The sequence below is a fragment of the Streptomyces sp. NPDC047022 genome (genome assembly GCF_040644155.1).
GTDB lineage: Bacteria > Actinomycetota > Actinomycetes > Streptomycetales > Streptomycetaceae > Streptomyces.
Window position 1 is genome coordinate 1 of sequence record NZ_JBEYVV010000017.1, and the last position, 13,603, is coordinate 13,603.

The following is a 13,603-nucleotide window of genomic DNA, read 5'->3' on the forward strand; positions in this document are numbered from 1 at the left end:
CGGCGCCGTCGATGCGGACGGTGTCCTCGAAGGAGAAGGTCCGCTCGGCCGCGGCGTGCGCGAACTCCACGTTCTCCTTCAGCGCCGCCAGCTCCCTGCGGCTGCTCGCGTCCACCCACTCCCCGATGCGGTCCAGCGCCCCGGGGTCGTCGCCCACCACCCGGTACTCGTGCAGCAGCCGCACCCGGGAGGATTCCTCGCCGAGCGGCTCGACCACCCAGGCGCCGCCCAGACCGGCGAGGGGCGGCTCGGTCACCAGTTCCTGGAAGTTGATGCGCAGCGCGGCCGGTTCCACGATCCGGCGCAGCGGCCGGCTGCGCGGCACGTCCCCCTCGACGTACCGGATCCGCAGCCGCTGCTCGCCCTCGGGGGCCTCCTCGTGCTCCACCGCGATGACGGAGCCGAAGACGCGCGGCCAGTTGTCCACCTCCGCGAGCAACCGGTGGACCGTGTCCGCCGGGGCCTTGACCTCTGTCTCGTGCGCGACCTGGCGCATCCCGGAATCTCGCATGTCTGCTGTCTCCTAGTCCTGCTGGAAAGCGCTGGAGAGCGCTGAAGAACCCAGAAAAATGGGACAAAAGAGCCGCTGCCGGTGGGGGAATCCCGGCAGCGGCCGTCTTGTACGTGGGGGGACCGACCGTCCGACCGCGCGGGCGTCACCGCGCGGGTGTCGTCATGTCCGCCGGGAGTTCACTCGCCCGCGGCCCGCGTGTGCACCACGCGGTAGGTGTTCTCGTCCTGCCAGGTCCCCAGGGCGGCGACGCGGGCGTCCACCTTGCGGCGCTCCTCGCTGCGCTCGGACTCCGGCAGGCCGCGGAAGGCGTCGTACGCCTCCTTGCTGTCCCACTGGGAGTAGACGACGACGAACTTGCCCTCGATGCCGCGGGCGCGCAGTCCGCGCAGGACGGTGTGGGTGCGGTAGCCGGGGACGTCCAGCAGCCACTCCTGGGAGGCGCCGAGCGCGTCGATCAGGTCCTCCTGGTCCGCCTCCTGGACGCCGAAGAGCTCGATGGAGGTGTAGTCGTCGCGCTTTGGCGAGATCTCGGTGCCATCGGCGTCCTTGTGCTGGGTGAACGCGATCTCGTTCTGCAGCAGCCGGATGGAGGTGGTGATCTCGCCGAACAGCGGGAGCGTGCGGTGCTTGAACTCCTCGCCGGCGTAGCGGGCCTCGAGGTCCTCGGTGCTGCGCCACTGGATGAAGTTGGCGGTGCCCGGCTTGTCCTGTCCGGCGTGCACGGTGCTGGAGATCCAGCCCTCGTAGGCCGCGGCGTCGACGATCTCGCGCATGGCCCCCAGCAGCTTTTCCTGCTTCTCGGGGGCGTCGGTCGTGAACAGGTTGAGGACGGTCAGGTGCTCGCCGTCGGCTGCGATCTTCGGCATTTCGTCGTCTCTTCCATTGAGGGAAAGTGCGATACCCAAGGATCATGGCCCCGGGATACGGCGATATGAAGACCCCCGCTGTTCATGACTTATGGCGCGTTCGACAAGGATTCGAGGGGCGCGTCAGAGCCTCCCGCAAACTTTGTCAGGGATGTGAAAAGCGCCTATGGGCAGGAGCCCGAGCGAACGCATGCTCAAGGAATGCATCCAGTACCGGAACCACTTGAGATAAGCGCCCTGCTGGATCGTTATCTCGTCGGTCTCGACGACGACGAAATCAACGACGCCTGGGCGCGGGCCCTGTTCACCAAGGACGCCCGGGTCGAGTTCCCCATGAGCGGGCACGACGGCCTCGACGGGCTCGCCGACTACCACCGCGAGGCGCTGTCCGCCTTTGCCACCACCCAGCACCTGGGCTCACCGGCCGTCATCGACCTCGACGCGGACGGCGAGCGCGCCGTGCTGCGCGCCAACCTCGTCTCCACGCACGTCCACCACCCCGGCACGGCCGGTGACCCGCTCTTCCAGGCCGGCACCCTCGCCACCGGCGAGGCCAGGCGCACCGGCGAGGGCTGGCGGCTGTCGTCCCTCACCTTCCGCGTTCTGTGGACCCGCGGCACGCCGCCCCGGCCCGGGGAAACCTCATGACAACGCTCGCCGTGGTCTCGCCGCAGGACATGAACCTGGCGGTGATGTTCGCCGACATCGGTCTGGTGCTCCTCGTCGGCGCCGGGCTCGGCAGACTCGCCCAGCGTCTGAAGCAGCCCGCCGTGGTCGGCGAGATCCTCGCGGGCATCCTGCTCGGACCCAGCGTCCTCGGCCTGCTGCCGGGCCACCTGACGACGCGAATCTTCCCCGCCGAGGTCAGGACACTGCTGTCCGCGGTCTCGCAGGTCGGTCTCGTCCTGTTCATGTTCGTGGTCGGCTGGGAGTTCGAGAAGCGGCTGGTCCGTCCGCACGCCCGGCTCGCCGCGAGTGTCTCCCTGTCCTCGATCGCGGTGGCCTTCGGCCTCGGCATCGCCCTCGCCGTCGTCCTCTACCCCCACCACTCCTCCGTCGGCGGCCACGAGATCCCGTTCTCGGCGTTCGCCACCTTCCTGGGCACCGCGATGTCGGTGACCGCCTTCCCGGTACTGGCCCGGATCCTGAGCGAGCACAAGCTGGTCGGCAGCCGTCTCGGCTCGCTGTCCCTGGCCAGCGCCGCCATCGACGACCTGCTCGCCTGGTGTCTGCTGGCCTATGTGTCGGCCCTGGTCAGCTCGCACGGCGACTACTCCGACCTCGCCCGTATCGGCGCCCTGAGCGCGCTCTACGTCGCCGGGATGTTCCTGGTCGTACGGCCGCTGGTGGCCAGGCTGATGTGGCGGTGGGCCGCCGCGGAGCGCTGGTCCGCGCTGCTGTCCGTGCTGTGCGCGGGCGCCCTGGCCTCGGCCTGGCTGACCACGTGGATCGGCATCCACGCCATCTTCGGCGCGTTCCTCTTCGGGTTCGTCATGCCCCGGGAGCCGGCCCTGGTGCTGGCCCAGCATGTGCGCAAGCCCCTGGACAACGTCAGCATCGTGCTGCTGCCGGTCTTCTTCATCATCACCGGGCTCGGGGTGGACCTCGGTTCGCTCACCGGCGGCGACTACCTGGCCCTCGGCGCGATCGTCGTCGTCGCCTGCGCCGGAAAGCTGGTCGGCGCCATCCTGCCCGCCCGTCTGTCGGGGCTGAGCTGGCGTGAGGCCAAGGACCTGGGGCTGCTGATGAACACCCGGGGCCTGACCGAGCTGATCATCCTCAACGCCGCGGTCAGCCTGGGCGTCCTCGACGGCCGCATGTTCACCATGCTGGTGATCATGGCGCTGGTCACCACGGCGATGGCGGGCCCGCTGCTGTCCCCGCGCACACCGGCCGCCGACGGCACGTCCGGCGCCGACTCGGCCGAGCAGACCGCCGGACCCGGCACCGAGGCGGCCACGGGGACCACCGGACCAGGCACCGAGCCGACCACGCAGACCACCGGACCCGTCGCCGGCGCCGCCCGGCCGGGCACCTGACCAGGAGGGCCCTCGTGCTCCCCACATCACAGGCCGGCCGCAGCCGGCACACACCCATGGACGTACGGCACACCCCGATAGACGGACGCGCCCTGCGCACCGCGTGCGGTTACTTCGCCACCGGGGTCACCGTCATCACCTCAGGCAACGGCGTGGAGGACGCGGGCACCACGGTGAACTCCTTCACCTCGGTCTCCCTCGAGCCGCCCCTGGTGCTGATCTGCCTGCATGAGAAATCCCGGCTGCTGCCGGTGGTGCAGGACGCGCGCGGGTTCGTCGTGAACTTCCTGACGAAGCAACAGGAGTCCGTCGCCTGGGCGTTCTCCGGCCGGCAGACCGCGCGCCTGGAGGAGATACCGCACCACCGCTCCGCCCATGGCCTGCCGGTGCTCAGCGAGGCCCTGGCCCATCTGGAGTGCCGGCTGTCCGCCGAGTACGACGGCGGGGACCACAGCATCCTGCTCGGCGAGGTCGTCGGGCTGGGCACCCCGGAGAGCGAGGAGCACCCTCTGATCTTCTTCCAGGGCGCCATGCGCGAACTCGGCGAGGGCCGGGCCGGCCGCCGTGGCTGACGCGACGTGGCGTCAGGCCCGGCGGCCGGCGGCGGCCTGGTCCTCCGCGGCGTCGAACGCCTGGCGGGCCTCCTCCACCAGGGGAAGGTGCCCCAGCGACCACTCGGAGAGCTGGGCGAAGATCGGCGCCAGGCTGCGGCCCAGCTCGCTGATCTCGTACTCCACCCTTGGCGGCACCTCGGGGTAGTACGTGCGGACCACCAGACCGTCCCGCTCCAGCTGGCGCAGACGCTGCGTCAGCACCTTGGCCGTGATGGTGCCGATGTTGCGGTGCAGCTCGACGAAGCGCTGCCTGCCGAACTCGTTGAGGGTCCACAGGATCGGCGTCGTCCAGCGGCTGAACACGATGTCCAGGACGGGCGCGATCGGGCACGCCTGCTCGGCACCCGCCGTGTGAGCGGGCGCCGGACCCCCCTCCGAGGCCGGTTTCCTGTCCGTCTCCACAGCACTCGTCATCAGCGCGCTCCCCTTCCCGATAGTCACTTTCCTCTAGGTACCTACTTTACCCAGGATGCTAGCTTCCAGAAAGCCAGCACGAACGGTTCGATCCGCTCCACCCGTTCCATCCGCTCCACCCGCCGATCCGCTCCACCTGCTGATCCGCTCCATCCCGTTCCACCCCTCTTCTCCCACCTCGTGCTCATAGGAGTGGCATGTCCATCCAAGAGTCCCTGCAGAGCCAGGCGGCCGGCACACCGTCGGCCGCCCCCAAGCGGCCCGGGCTCATCCTGGCCTTCCTGTGCCTGGCCGGCTTCATGACCTTCCTCGATGTCTCGATCGTGAACGTCGCCCTGCCGACGATCGAGAACGAACTCGGCATCTCCCAGACCGCCCTGCAGTACGTGGTCACCACCTACGGCATGATCCTGGGCGGCTTCCTGCTGCTGACCGGCCGGCTCGCCGACTCCTTCGGCCGTCGCCGGATGCTCCAGACCGGCCTGGTCCTGTTCGCCCTGTCGTCCCTGGTCGCCGGTGTGGCCCAGAGCGCGACCATGCTGATCGTCACCCGTGGCGCCCAGGGCCTGGGCGCGGCCTTCATCGCCACCGCCGCGCTCAGCCTGCTGACCAACAACTTCGAGGAGGGCGCCGCCCGCAACAAGGCGCTCGGTGCCTGGGGCGCGCTCAGCGGTCTCGCCGCCGTCGCCGGTGTCACCCTCGGCGGTCTGCTCACCGACGGACCCGGCTGGCGCTGGATCTTCTTCATCAACGTCCCGATCGGCCTGGTCCTCGCGCTGACCGCCCCGCTCGTCGTCGCCGAGTCCCGCGCCGCCGAGGAGCGCCGCTCCTTCGACGTCGCCGGTGCCATCGTCCTCACCGCGGGCCTCGTCCTGCTGATCTTCAGCCTCGGCGAGACCGTCTCCGACGGCGACATCCCCGCCTTCCGGGTCTACGGGGGCTTCGCCCTGGCCGCCGTGCTGTTCGCCTCGTTCATCCTGATCGAGCGCCGCGCCAAGAACCCGCTGATCCCGCTCGGTATCTTCCGCCGCCCCTCGCTGCGGGCCGCGAACGTCATCGCCGTGCTGCTGCTGGGCACCTGCGTCACCCTGTTCTTCTTCGCCAGCCTCTTCATGCAGCAGGTGCTGGGCTACTCCGCGGTGAAGACCGGCTTCGCCTATGTGCCGCTGGCCGTGCTCACGGCCGTGGGCGCCGGTGTCGCCTCCCAGGTCGTCACCAAGGTCGCCGCCAAGCCGGTGCTGATGGTCGGCCTCGCGCTCGCCACGGCCGGCATGCTGCTGCTGTGGCAAGCCCCGCACGACGCCTCCTACCTCACCGAGGTGCTGCCCGCCTTCGCTCTGATGGGCCTCGGCCTCGGCGCCTCGTTCGTGCCCGTGCAGGTGTCCGCGTTCGCGGGCAGCGAGGAGCGGGAGCAGGGACTCGCGGCCGGTCTCATCAACACCGCACAGGAGATGGGCGGCGCTCTCGGCCTCGCCGTCGCGGCCACCTACGCCTTCCGCCGCATCCCGGAGCTCACCGCCTGGGCGCACGGTGACCCGCACCTGGTCCCGATCGCCCGCACCAAGGTGTTCCACGACGCCTTCCTCACCGGCGGTCTGTTCGCCGCGGCGGCCTTCCTGGTCACCCTGATCCTGCTGCCGATGACCAAGCCCGCCGAGCAGCCCGCGGCCGCCCCGGCGGACGCGTAAGAGAACGGATCCGGTCATGACCCAGCCGCTGCTCCTGTCCTCCGCGGCCGAGGACTTCCTCGCCGAGAACCACCTGTGCACCCTGACCACCCTGCGCCCGGACGGTTCACCGCACGTCGCGCCCGTCCGCTTCACCTGGGACGGCGAGTCGGGTCTTGCCCGGGTGATGACCACGGTGACGCGCCGCAAGGCGCGCAACCTGCTGGCCGGGAGCGGCGCACGGGCCGCCGTCTGCCAGGTGGCCGGCGGCCGCTGGATCACCCTGGAGGGACCGGCGGCCGTCTCCACCGACCCGGCCCGGGTGGTGGAGGGAATCCGCCGCTACGCCAAGCGGTACTGGTCCCAGCCGCCCCAGCCGCCCGGTCTCGCCGTCATCGAGATCAGCGTCGAACGGGCCATGGGCCTGTACTGAGCCCGGCGGCCCAGGCCATGTGCCGAGGCCGTCCGCAAAGAGGGTGCCGGAACGCTTCCGGCACCCTCTTTGCACTGCGCCTGCCGCAGCCACCCAAGCATTGACGAACTTGTCAGAGTCCTGTATTCGCGGCCATTCAGTATCCCCCAGCCCCTCGGAATAATGAGAGAAACACCAGCGGGAGAGGGAATATGGACACGTTCGACGCCGATGTGATTATTTCCGGGGCGGGCCCCTCGGGGCTTATGCTCGCCGGAGAACTCCGCCTCCACGGTATTTCCGTCATCGTACTCGACCGGCTCGCCGAGCCGATGCAGCAGTCACGCGCCCTCGGATTCTCGGCCCGCACCATCGAGGAATTCGGGCAGCGCGGGCTGCTCTCGGAATTCGGCGAAATGGAGACGATTCCGATCGGTCATTTCGGCGGACTGCCCATCGACTACCAAATCATCGAGGGCGGCAATTTCGGTGTCCGCGGTGTCCCTCAGTCGCGGACCGAGGCCATCATCGACAAGTGGGCCCTGGGTCTGGGCGCCGACATACGCCGCGGCCATGAGCTCGTGGGCATGTCCCAGGACGAGAACGGTGTGCGGGTCGAGGTCGCCGAGCCCGACGGCATCCGCACCCTGCGCGCCGCCTACCTGGTCGGCTGCGACGGCGCGCGCAGCACCGTGCGCCGCCTGGCCGGCATCGACTTCCCCGGGGTCAGCGCCACCATCGAGATGAAGATGGCCGACGTCAGCGGGGTCCAGCTGCGGCTGCGCCCGACCGGCGAGGTCGGCGAGTCCGGCATGGTGGTCGTGCTGCCGCTCGGCCCGGGCGCCACCCGCGTCGTGGTCTTCGAACGCGGCGCCGGGGTCCGCCCCACCCAGGAGCCGCCCACCTTCGAGGAGGTCGCGTCCGCCTTCCAGCGCGTGACCGGCGAGGACATCTCCGGCGCCACACCGCTGTGGACCAGCTACTTCACCGACGCCAGCCGCCAGGCCGCCTCCTACCGCGCGGGCCGGGTCTTCCTCGCAGGCGACGCCGCCCACATCCACCTGCCGATCGGCGCGCAGGGCATCAGCGCGGGCGTCGGCGACGTGGTCAACCTCGGCTGGAAGCTCGCCGCCACGATCCAGGGCCACGCACCCGAGGGCCTGCTGGACACCTACCACACCGAACGCCACCCGGTCGGCGCCCGCATCGTGTGGAACACCCTCGTCCAGCGCACGCTGTACCTCGGCGGCCCCGAGGCCCAGCCGCTGCGCGACCTGTTCAGCGAACTGGTGCGGATCGAGGAGGTGCGGCTGCACCTGGTCGGCCTGGTCACCGGCCTCGACATCACCTACGGTGCCGCCCCCGGAGACCACCCCCTGCTCGGCCACCGGCTGCCCGACCAGGAGCTCGTCGCCGGCGACGCGAAGACCACGACGTACGAACTGCTCCACACCGGCCGTCCCGTCCTGCTCGACCTGCACGACAACGCCGCACTGCGTGCCGCGGCGGCCGACTGGGCGGACCGCGTCGACATCGTCACCGCCCGCCGCGCCGACCAGGACGCCCCCGCGGCCTCCCTCCTGGTCCGCCCCGACGGCTATGTCGCCTGGGTGAGCCCCGACGGCTCCCCCACCGGTGTGGCCGAGGCCCTCGCCCAGTGGTTCGGCGCCCCGCGTCAGGACCGCTGACCGCCGGATCTCCGGCACCGGCACCGGCACCACCCACCCCTCCGAAGAAAGGCGGGCGCACCGGACCTGCCCGCCCGTCCGAAAGCCCGTCCGAACTCAAAGGAGCGCGGTCTTGTCCACCAAGGCTGAGGCAGTGAAAGAGGCCCCCAAGGCCGCTGAACGGACCGAATGCGACGTCGTCATCCTCGGATCGGGCCTCGCCGGCTCGATCATGGGATCGATCCTGGCCCGCCAGGGCGTCGACGTGGTGCTCATAGACGCCGGCCAGCACCCGCGGTTCGCGGTCGGCGAGTCCCAGAACCCGCAGCTCGTGGAGTGGCTGCACATCCTGGCGGTCCGCTACGACGTCCCCGAGATCAAGCACATGCTGGACGTCAAGGCGATCACCGAGCACATGGGACCGCACCACGGCCGCAAGCAGAGCTTCGGCTTCGTCACCCACCGGCCGGGTCGCGAGCCGGACCCGAGGGAGGCGACGATGTTCGTCATCCCGAAGATGCTCACGGAGGCCATCCACCTCTACCGCCAGGACACCGACTCGTACTACCTGAACGTCGCCGCCAAGTACGGGTGCACGCTGCGCCAGAACTGGTTCGCGACCGACCTCGACTTCGACGACGACGGCGTCACGGTCACCGGCAAGAACGGCGAGGTGTTCCGCGGCAAGTACCTGATCGACGCCAGCGGCTTCCGCTCCCCGCTCGCCCAGAAGTTCGACCTGCGGGAGAGCCCGTCGCGGCTCAAGCACCACGCGCGCTCGCTGTTCACGCACTACGTCGGCATCAAGCCGTACGACGAGGTGTGCAACTACCCGGAGGCGCTCAAGCCCCCGGCCGAGTCGCCCTTCCACGGCGGCACCCTGCACCACTGCATCGAGCGCGGCTGGTTCTGGATCATCCCCTTCGACAACTACAAGGACTCCAGGAACCCGGTCTGCAGCGTCGGCCTCACCTTCGACGAGCGGCTGTACCCCAAGCCGAAGGACATGACGCCGGACGAGGAGTTCAACAAGTACCTCGACATGTACCCGGCCGTGAAACGCCAGTTCGAGGGCGCCAAGCGCGTCCGCGAGTGGGTGTCGACCGACCGTATCCAGTACTCCTCCAAGCGCACCGTCGGCGCCCGCTGGTGCCTGATGTCGCACGCCGCGGGATTCGTCGACCCGCTGTACTCCCGCGGGCTGTCCAACACCTTCGAGGTCGTGGACGCGCTGGCCTGGCGGCTGCTGGACGCACTGCGCGAGAACGACTTCTCCGAGGAGCGCTTCTCCTACGTCGAGCAGCTGGAGCAGGGCCTGCTGGACCACAACGACAAGATCGTCAACAGCTCGTACATCGCCTTCAGCCACTTCCGGCTGTGGAACGCGGTGTTCAGGGTCTGGGCCTGCTTCACCACCCCGGCCACCATGCGGCAGATCATGGCCCGGCAGAACTTCCAGATCGACGGGGACGACCGCCACTTCAAGGAGATGGAGAACGCCCCCTACCCGGGCCTGTGGTGGCCCGACAGCCACAGCTTCAAGCACCTCTTCGAGCTCACCGCGGAGACCTGCGAGCGCTACGAGGCGGGCGAGATCGACGGCGACAAGGCCGCGGACATCGTCTTCGACGCCATCCGTGACTGCGAGTCCGTGAACACGCCCTTCGGCTGGAAGGACGACGAGGACCACCGCTTCTACCGGGCCACGACCCCCACGATGATGAAGTTCATGTTGTGGGCCAACACCACAGGCCCCAAGGAGATGCGCGACCTGGGCCGGGCCTTCCTCAAAGGCGCGGTCAAGCAGGGCCTGCAGGGCCGCAAGGTGTCCTAGCCCGCGCTCCCTTCCTCTCCTCCCGGACACGGTGCCGGGCCCGCCCCTCCGGGCCCGGCACCGTGCCTTCCCGCTCGGTCCCGTTTCCGCTCAGTCCCCGTTCCGCCCGGTTCCACCCACCACCTCCTGACCCTGGGACAACCGTGATTACTCGCAGAACCCTGATCGGCGCAGGCACCGCGGCCGTCGGCGCGGCCGTCATGCGCACCACCCCCGTCGCGGCCGACACCTCGGCCGACGCCTCGGCCGCGGCGGCGAACGTTCCCTGGAGCAGGCTGGCCGGCAGTCTCCAGGGGCAGCTGGTGCAGCCCAGCGACGCGGGCTACGACGTGGCCAAGCAGCTGGAGCTCGGCCAGTTCGACTCCGCCGACCCGCGCGCCATCGCCTACTGCACCAGCTCCGCCGATGTCGCCACGGCCCTGCGCTTCGCCCAGGACAACGGCGTACGCATGGCGGTGCGCAGCGGCGGCCACAGCTACGCCGGCTACTCCACCACCTCCGGCCTGGTCATCGACGTCTCCCGGCTCAACGCCGTGACCGTGGGCGACGGCACCGTGGACATAGGTCCGGGCGCCAAGAACGTGGAGATCCTGAACGCGCTCGCGCCGCACGGGCTCGTGGTCAGCGAGGGCGGCTGCCCGACCGTGTCGGCGGGCGGCTTCATCCAGGGCGGCGGCTTCGGCTTCCTCACCCGCCCGCTCGGCATGGCCTGCGACGCGCTCACCTCCGCGGAGGTCGTGCTGGCCGACGGCCGGGTGGTCACCGCCTCGGCGAACTCCAACTGCGACCTGTTCTGGGCGCTGCGCGGTGGGGGCGGCGGCAACTTCGGCATCGTCACCCGCTACACGGTCACCCCGCACACGGGCGACCAGATGGCCATCACCAACCTGATCTTCCCCTACGACCGTGCGGCCGACGTGTTCCACGGGGTAAACCAGTGGCTGGTGGACGCCCCTCGCACCATCGGCGGCGGCGCCTACCTCGTCCAGCCCGACGCGGCCCCCGGCACCGTGCCGGCGCTCAACGTCATGCTGGCCTCCCACGGAACCCCCGCCGAACGGGACGCGGAGGCCGCGCGGCTGCTCGCGCTGACGGGCGCTGCCAGTGCCCGCCAGGACGCGGTGCTGACGTATCAGCAGCTCATGATGATGATCTTCGGCTGCAGCACCCTGACCGCGGACCAGTGCCAGCGCGAGGGCAAGTCCCCGAGCGGGGTGCTGACCCGCCCCGCCTTCGGCCTGGAGCGCACCCGGCTGGGCAGCCTGCCGTACTCGGCGAGCGGCTGGGCGGACGTGATGACGGCCTTCGACGCCTCACGCAAGGCGGGCCAGGCCCGCTACCTCGACTTCCACTTCTTCGGCGGCGCCGCCAACGACCCCGCCCGCACCGACACCGCCTACGTCCACCGCGACTCGCTGTTCTCGGTGAACTACCGCGTCCTGATCAACGATCCGGCGCAGGTCACCGCGGACGCCAAGGCGGTCGCGACGAGCTGGGTGGACAACGGCTTCTCGGTCGTCGACCCGCTGTCCAACGGGGAGACGTACCAGAACTGGATGGACCCGCGGCTGGCCGACTGGCGCAAGGCGTACTACGCCGAGAACTACCCGCGGCTGCTCGCGGTCAAGGCGAAGTACGACCCGCACCGCTACTTCCGCTTCGCCCAGGGCATCGGCGCCTGACGCCATGGCCGTCGACACACCGAGGGGCCGCCGCGCCGAGCGCAGGCGGCCCCTTGCCCGGCGGCCGTCAGGGACGGCGGCCGTACCAGCCCACGAGCCGGTCGATCGCCGGGGCGTCCTCGGGAACCTCGACCACGGGCCCGAACGGCACCTGTCCGCCGCGGGGTTCGGCGGGCACGGCCCGCTTCATGCCGGCCAGCGGCGCCGCGAGCATCTCGGAGTCCCACTCGGGGGACTGGCCGGTGGCCTTGGCCAGGTCCCAGGTGTGGAGCACGAACTCATTGGTGTAGATCACGGATCCGACGGCGCCCGGGACCGGGCCCCAGGGCAGCTGGATCATGCGGCCGAGGACCGCGGGGTCCGACCACACGGCGTCGAACTCCTTCGTCGCCTCCGCCCAGACCGTGGCCCAGTCTCCGTCGGCGACGTCCGCGGCGAGGTGCGGAACGCTCATGAAGGAGCCGCCCGCGCCCAGCACAGTGAGCCGGCGCAGCACCGACACCAGGTGGTTGGACAGGTCGCGGACCGAGTACTCGGGGCAGGGTGTGGTGGCGTCGTACTGGTCGGGGCGCACCCCGGCGAGGGTCGTGCCGACGAGTTCCACGGCCTTGAACAGGCCACCGCGGGGGTCGTTTCCGGCAGGTCCGGGAGAGGCGATGTTCTCATTCGCAGTCATGTCCCCAGCATCCCGATCAAAGAGGTCATCCTGTGGCCTATTAGAGAGAACGACGAAAAATGAAGGCTGACAGGCTGGTTGCGGCCCTGCTGCTGATCCAGGCGCGCGGACGGGTGACGGTGCGTGAGGTGGCGCGGGAGCTGGAGGTGTCCGAGCGGACCGCCCGCCGGGACATGCAGGCCCTGGCCACCGCCGGGGTGCCCGTGTACTCCCAGCGGGGGCGCGGCGGCGGCTGGAGTCTGGTCGGCGGTGCGCGCACCGATCTGACGGGCTTCACCTCCCGCGAGATCGGGGCGTTGTTCCTGGCCGCGGGCCCGCTCTCGGCCTCCCCCGAACTGCGCTCGGCGTTACGCAAGCTGACCAGGGCGGTGCCCGCCCCGATGCGCCCGCACGCGGAGGCGGCGGCCAAGGCGGTGGTGGTCGACCCGCTGGACTGGTCGCGCACCGAGGAGGACAGCGGTCCGCACCGGCACGTACTGGAGCGGGCGGTGCTGGACGGCGAGCAGGTCCGCCTGTGCTACACCCTTGACGGGCAGCCCGCCGCCGAACGGACGGTGCATCCGCTCGGTCTGGCCGACAAGGCGGGCCGCTGGTACCTCGTCGCCGGTACGCAAGACGGCGACCTGCGCGCCTACCGGCTGAGCCGTATCTCAGGGGTGACGCCGACCGGGGATCCGGTGGACCGCCCCGAGGGCTTCGAACTGGCCGCCGCCTGGCGGGAGCTGGTGGCGCGCAGGGAGCGGCGGATGTCGGCGTCCACGGTGCGCGCCCGGGCCGGCCGGGACGCGCTGCCCCTGCTGCGGCGGCTGTTCGGCGGACGTCTGCGCACGGGTTCGGAACTACCTGGTGACCAGGTGGAGTTCATCGCCGAGGGTCCGTCCCTCCAGGCCCTGGTGGGGCAGCTGGCCGGTCTCGGCGACCAGGTGGAGGTGCTCGACCCGCCCGAGGCCAGGCAGTCGCTCGGGCGCCTCGGGCGTGCGCTGGCCGCCACGTACGACAGCGAGTACCACGAGGAGAGTCACTTTCTTCTAGGTACCTACTATTCCAAGGATGCTAGCGTCCATCGCGGAACGGGGGAAACGGCTTCGACAGCGCACCCGACCGCTCGATCGACCACTGACTTTGACCTTGCCACTGGCTTTGACCCCGCCACTGGCTTCGAACCTGCCACTGACGCACCGGCGCACGCCTACACCGGTGCACTGCTGAGGAGCTGAT

General features: G+C 70.2%; 13 protein-coding genes. 9 read left to right on the forward strand and 4 right to left on the reverse strand.

Annotation, left to right across the window (positions count from 1 at the left end):
* Both ABZ845_RS18955 and ABZ845_RS18960 read right to left on the reverse strand, forming a co-directional pair.
* Positions 1-511 (reverse strand): aromatase/cyclase (locus ABZ845_RS18955; RefSeq protein ID WP_360980725.1); only part of this gene is annotated, 511 nt, incomplete at its 3' end.
* Between the two features lie 179 nt (positions 512-690).
* Positions 691-1,380 carry an antibiotic biosynthesis monooxygenase family protein gene (locus tag ABZ845_RS18960; protein ID WP_360980728.1) on the reverse strand — a complete coding sequence of 230 codons (690 nt, stop codon included), beginning with the start codon at positions 1,378-1,380 and terminating at the stop codon, positions 691-693.
* A gap of 201 nt (positions 1,381-1,581) precedes the next feature.
* Here ABZ845_RS18960 and ABZ845_RS18965 point away from each other — a divergent pair, with 201 nt between their 5' ends.
* The 3 genes from ABZ845_RS18965 to ABZ845_RS18975 are packed head-to-tail and all read left to right on the forward strand — an operon-like array spanning position 1,582 to position 3,991.
* The gene (locus ABZ845_RS18965) at positions 1,582-2,028 is read left to right on the forward strand and encodes a nuclear transport factor 2 family protein (RefSeq protein ID WP_360980731.1); all 447 of its coding nucleotides are present in this window, start codon (positions 1,582-1,584) and stop codon (positions 2,026-2,028) included.
* Complete coding sequence (locus tag ABZ845_RS18970) at positions 2,025-3,419, forward strand: cation:proton antiporter (RefSeq protein WP_360980733.1); 1,395 nt, start codon at positions 2,025-2,027, stop codon at positions 3,417-3,419. The genes ABZ845_RS18965 and ABZ845_RS18970 overlap by 4 nt, the downstream gene beginning before the upstream one ends.
* A 14-nt stretch (positions 3,420-3,433) precedes the next feature.
* Positions 3,434-3,991 carry a flavin reductase family protein gene (locus tag ABZ845_RS18975; RefSeq protein ID WP_360980736.1) on the forward strand — a complete coding sequence of 186 codons (558 nt, stop codon included), beginning with the start codon at positions 3,434-3,436 and terminating at the stop codon, positions 3,989-3,991.
* 12 nt (positions 3,992-4,003) lie between these two features.
* Here the strand turns inward: ABZ845_RS18975 and ABZ845_RS18980 are convergent, their stop codons facing one another.
* Positions 4,004-4,447, reverse strand: a complete 444-nt coding sequence (locus ABZ845_RS18980; RefSeq protein WP_360980739.1) for a helix-turn-helix domain-containing protein — start codon at positions 4,445-4,447, stop codon at positions 4,004-4,006.
* 197 nt (positions 4,448-4,644) lie between these two features.
* Here ABZ845_RS18980 and ABZ845_RS18985 point away from each other — a divergent pair, with 197 nt between their 5' ends.
* The 5 genes from ABZ845_RS18985 (at position 4,645) to ABZ845_RS19005 (ending at position 11,709) form a co-directional block, all read left to right on the forward strand.
* Positions 4,645-6,135, forward strand: a complete 1,491-nt coding sequence (locus ABZ845_RS18985; RefSeq protein ID WP_360980742.1) for an MFS transporter — start codon at positions 4,645-4,647, stop codon at positions 6,133-6,135.
* Between the two features lie 16 nt (positions 6,136-6,151).
* Positions 6,152-6,547 (forward strand): TIGR03618 family F420-dependent PPOX class oxidoreductase, encoded by a 396-nt coding sequence (locus ABZ845_RS18990; protein WP_360980745.1) that lies wholly within the window; start codon positions 6,152-6,154, stop codon positions 6,545-6,547.
* Positions 6,548-6,738: 191 nt separating this feature from the next.
* Positions 6,739-8,214: an FAD-dependent monooxygenase gene (locus tag ABZ845_RS18995; protein WP_360980748.1), complete on the forward strand. Its 1,476-nt coding sequence runs from the start codon at positions 6,739-6,741 to the stop codon at positions 8,212-8,214.
* A 112-nt stretch (positions 8,215-8,326) separates the two neighbouring features.
* Positions 8,327-10,027: a tryptophan 7-halogenase gene (locus ABZ845_RS19000; protein ID WP_360980751.1), complete on the forward strand. Its 1,701-nt coding sequence runs from the start codon at positions 8,327-8,329 to the stop codon at positions 10,025-10,027.
* A 143-nt stretch (positions 10,028-10,170) separates the two neighbouring features.
* Entirely contained in the window at positions 10,171-11,709 is a 1,539-nt protein-coding gene (locus ABZ845_RS19005) for an FAD-binding oxidoreductase (protein WP_360980753.1), read from the forward strand.
* A 67-nt stretch (positions 11,710-11,776) separates the two neighbouring features.
* On the opposite strand, the gene ABZ845_RS19010 is transcribed toward ABZ845_RS19005, so the two are convergent.
* Entirely contained in the window at positions 11,777-12,385 is a 609-nt protein-coding gene (locus ABZ845_RS19010; protein WP_360980756.1) for a TIGR03086 family metal-binding protein, read from the reverse strand.
* Positions 12,386-12,444: 59 nt separating this feature from the next.
* On the opposite strand from ABZ845_RS19010, the gene ABZ845_RS19015 reads away from it, so the two are divergent.
* Positions 12,445-13,602, forward strand: a complete 1,158-nt coding sequence (locus ABZ845_RS19015; protein WP_360980759.1) for a YafY family protein — start codon at positions 12,445-12,447, stop codon at positions 13,600-13,602.
* The last annotated feature ends 1 nt before the right edge of the window (position 13,603 follow it).

Coding starts and splice junctions, on each gene's coding strand:
- ABZ845_RS18960 (WP_360980728.1), bottom strand. CDS start 1,380: ATGCCGAAGATCGCAGCCGACGGCGAGCACCTGACCGTCCTCAACCTG.
- ABZ845_RS18995 (WP_360980748.1), top strand. CDS start 6,739: ATGGACACGTTCGACGCCGATGTGATTATTTCCGGGGCGGGCCCCTCG.
- ABZ845_RS19010 (WP_360980756.1), bottom strand. CDS start 12,385: ATGACTGCGAATGAGAACATCGCCTCTCCCGGACCTGCCGGAAACGAC.
- ABZ845_RS18970 (WP_360980733.1), top strand. CDS start 2,025: ATGACAACGCTCGCCGTGGTCTCGCCGCAGGACATGAACCTGGCGGTG.
- ABZ845_RS18965 (WP_360980731.1), top strand. CDS start 1,582: ATGCATCCAGTACCGGAACCACTTGAGATAAGCGCCCTGCTGGATCGT.
- ABZ845_RS18985 (WP_360980742.1), top strand. CDS start 4,645: ATGTCCATCCAAGAGTCCCTGCAGAGCCAGGCGGCCGGCACACCGTCG.
- ABZ845_RS19015 (WP_360980759.1), top strand. CDS start 12,445: ATGAAGGCTGACAGGCTGGTTGCGGCCCTGCTGCTGATCCAGGCGCGC.
- ABZ845_RS18980 (WP_360980739.1), bottom strand. CDS start 4,447: ATGACGAGTGCTGTGGAGACGGACAGGAAACCGGCCTCGGAGGGGGGT.
- ABZ845_RS18990 (WP_360980745.1), top strand. CDS start 6,152: ATGACCCAGCCGCTGCTCCTGTCCTCCGCGGCCGAGGACTTCCTCGCC.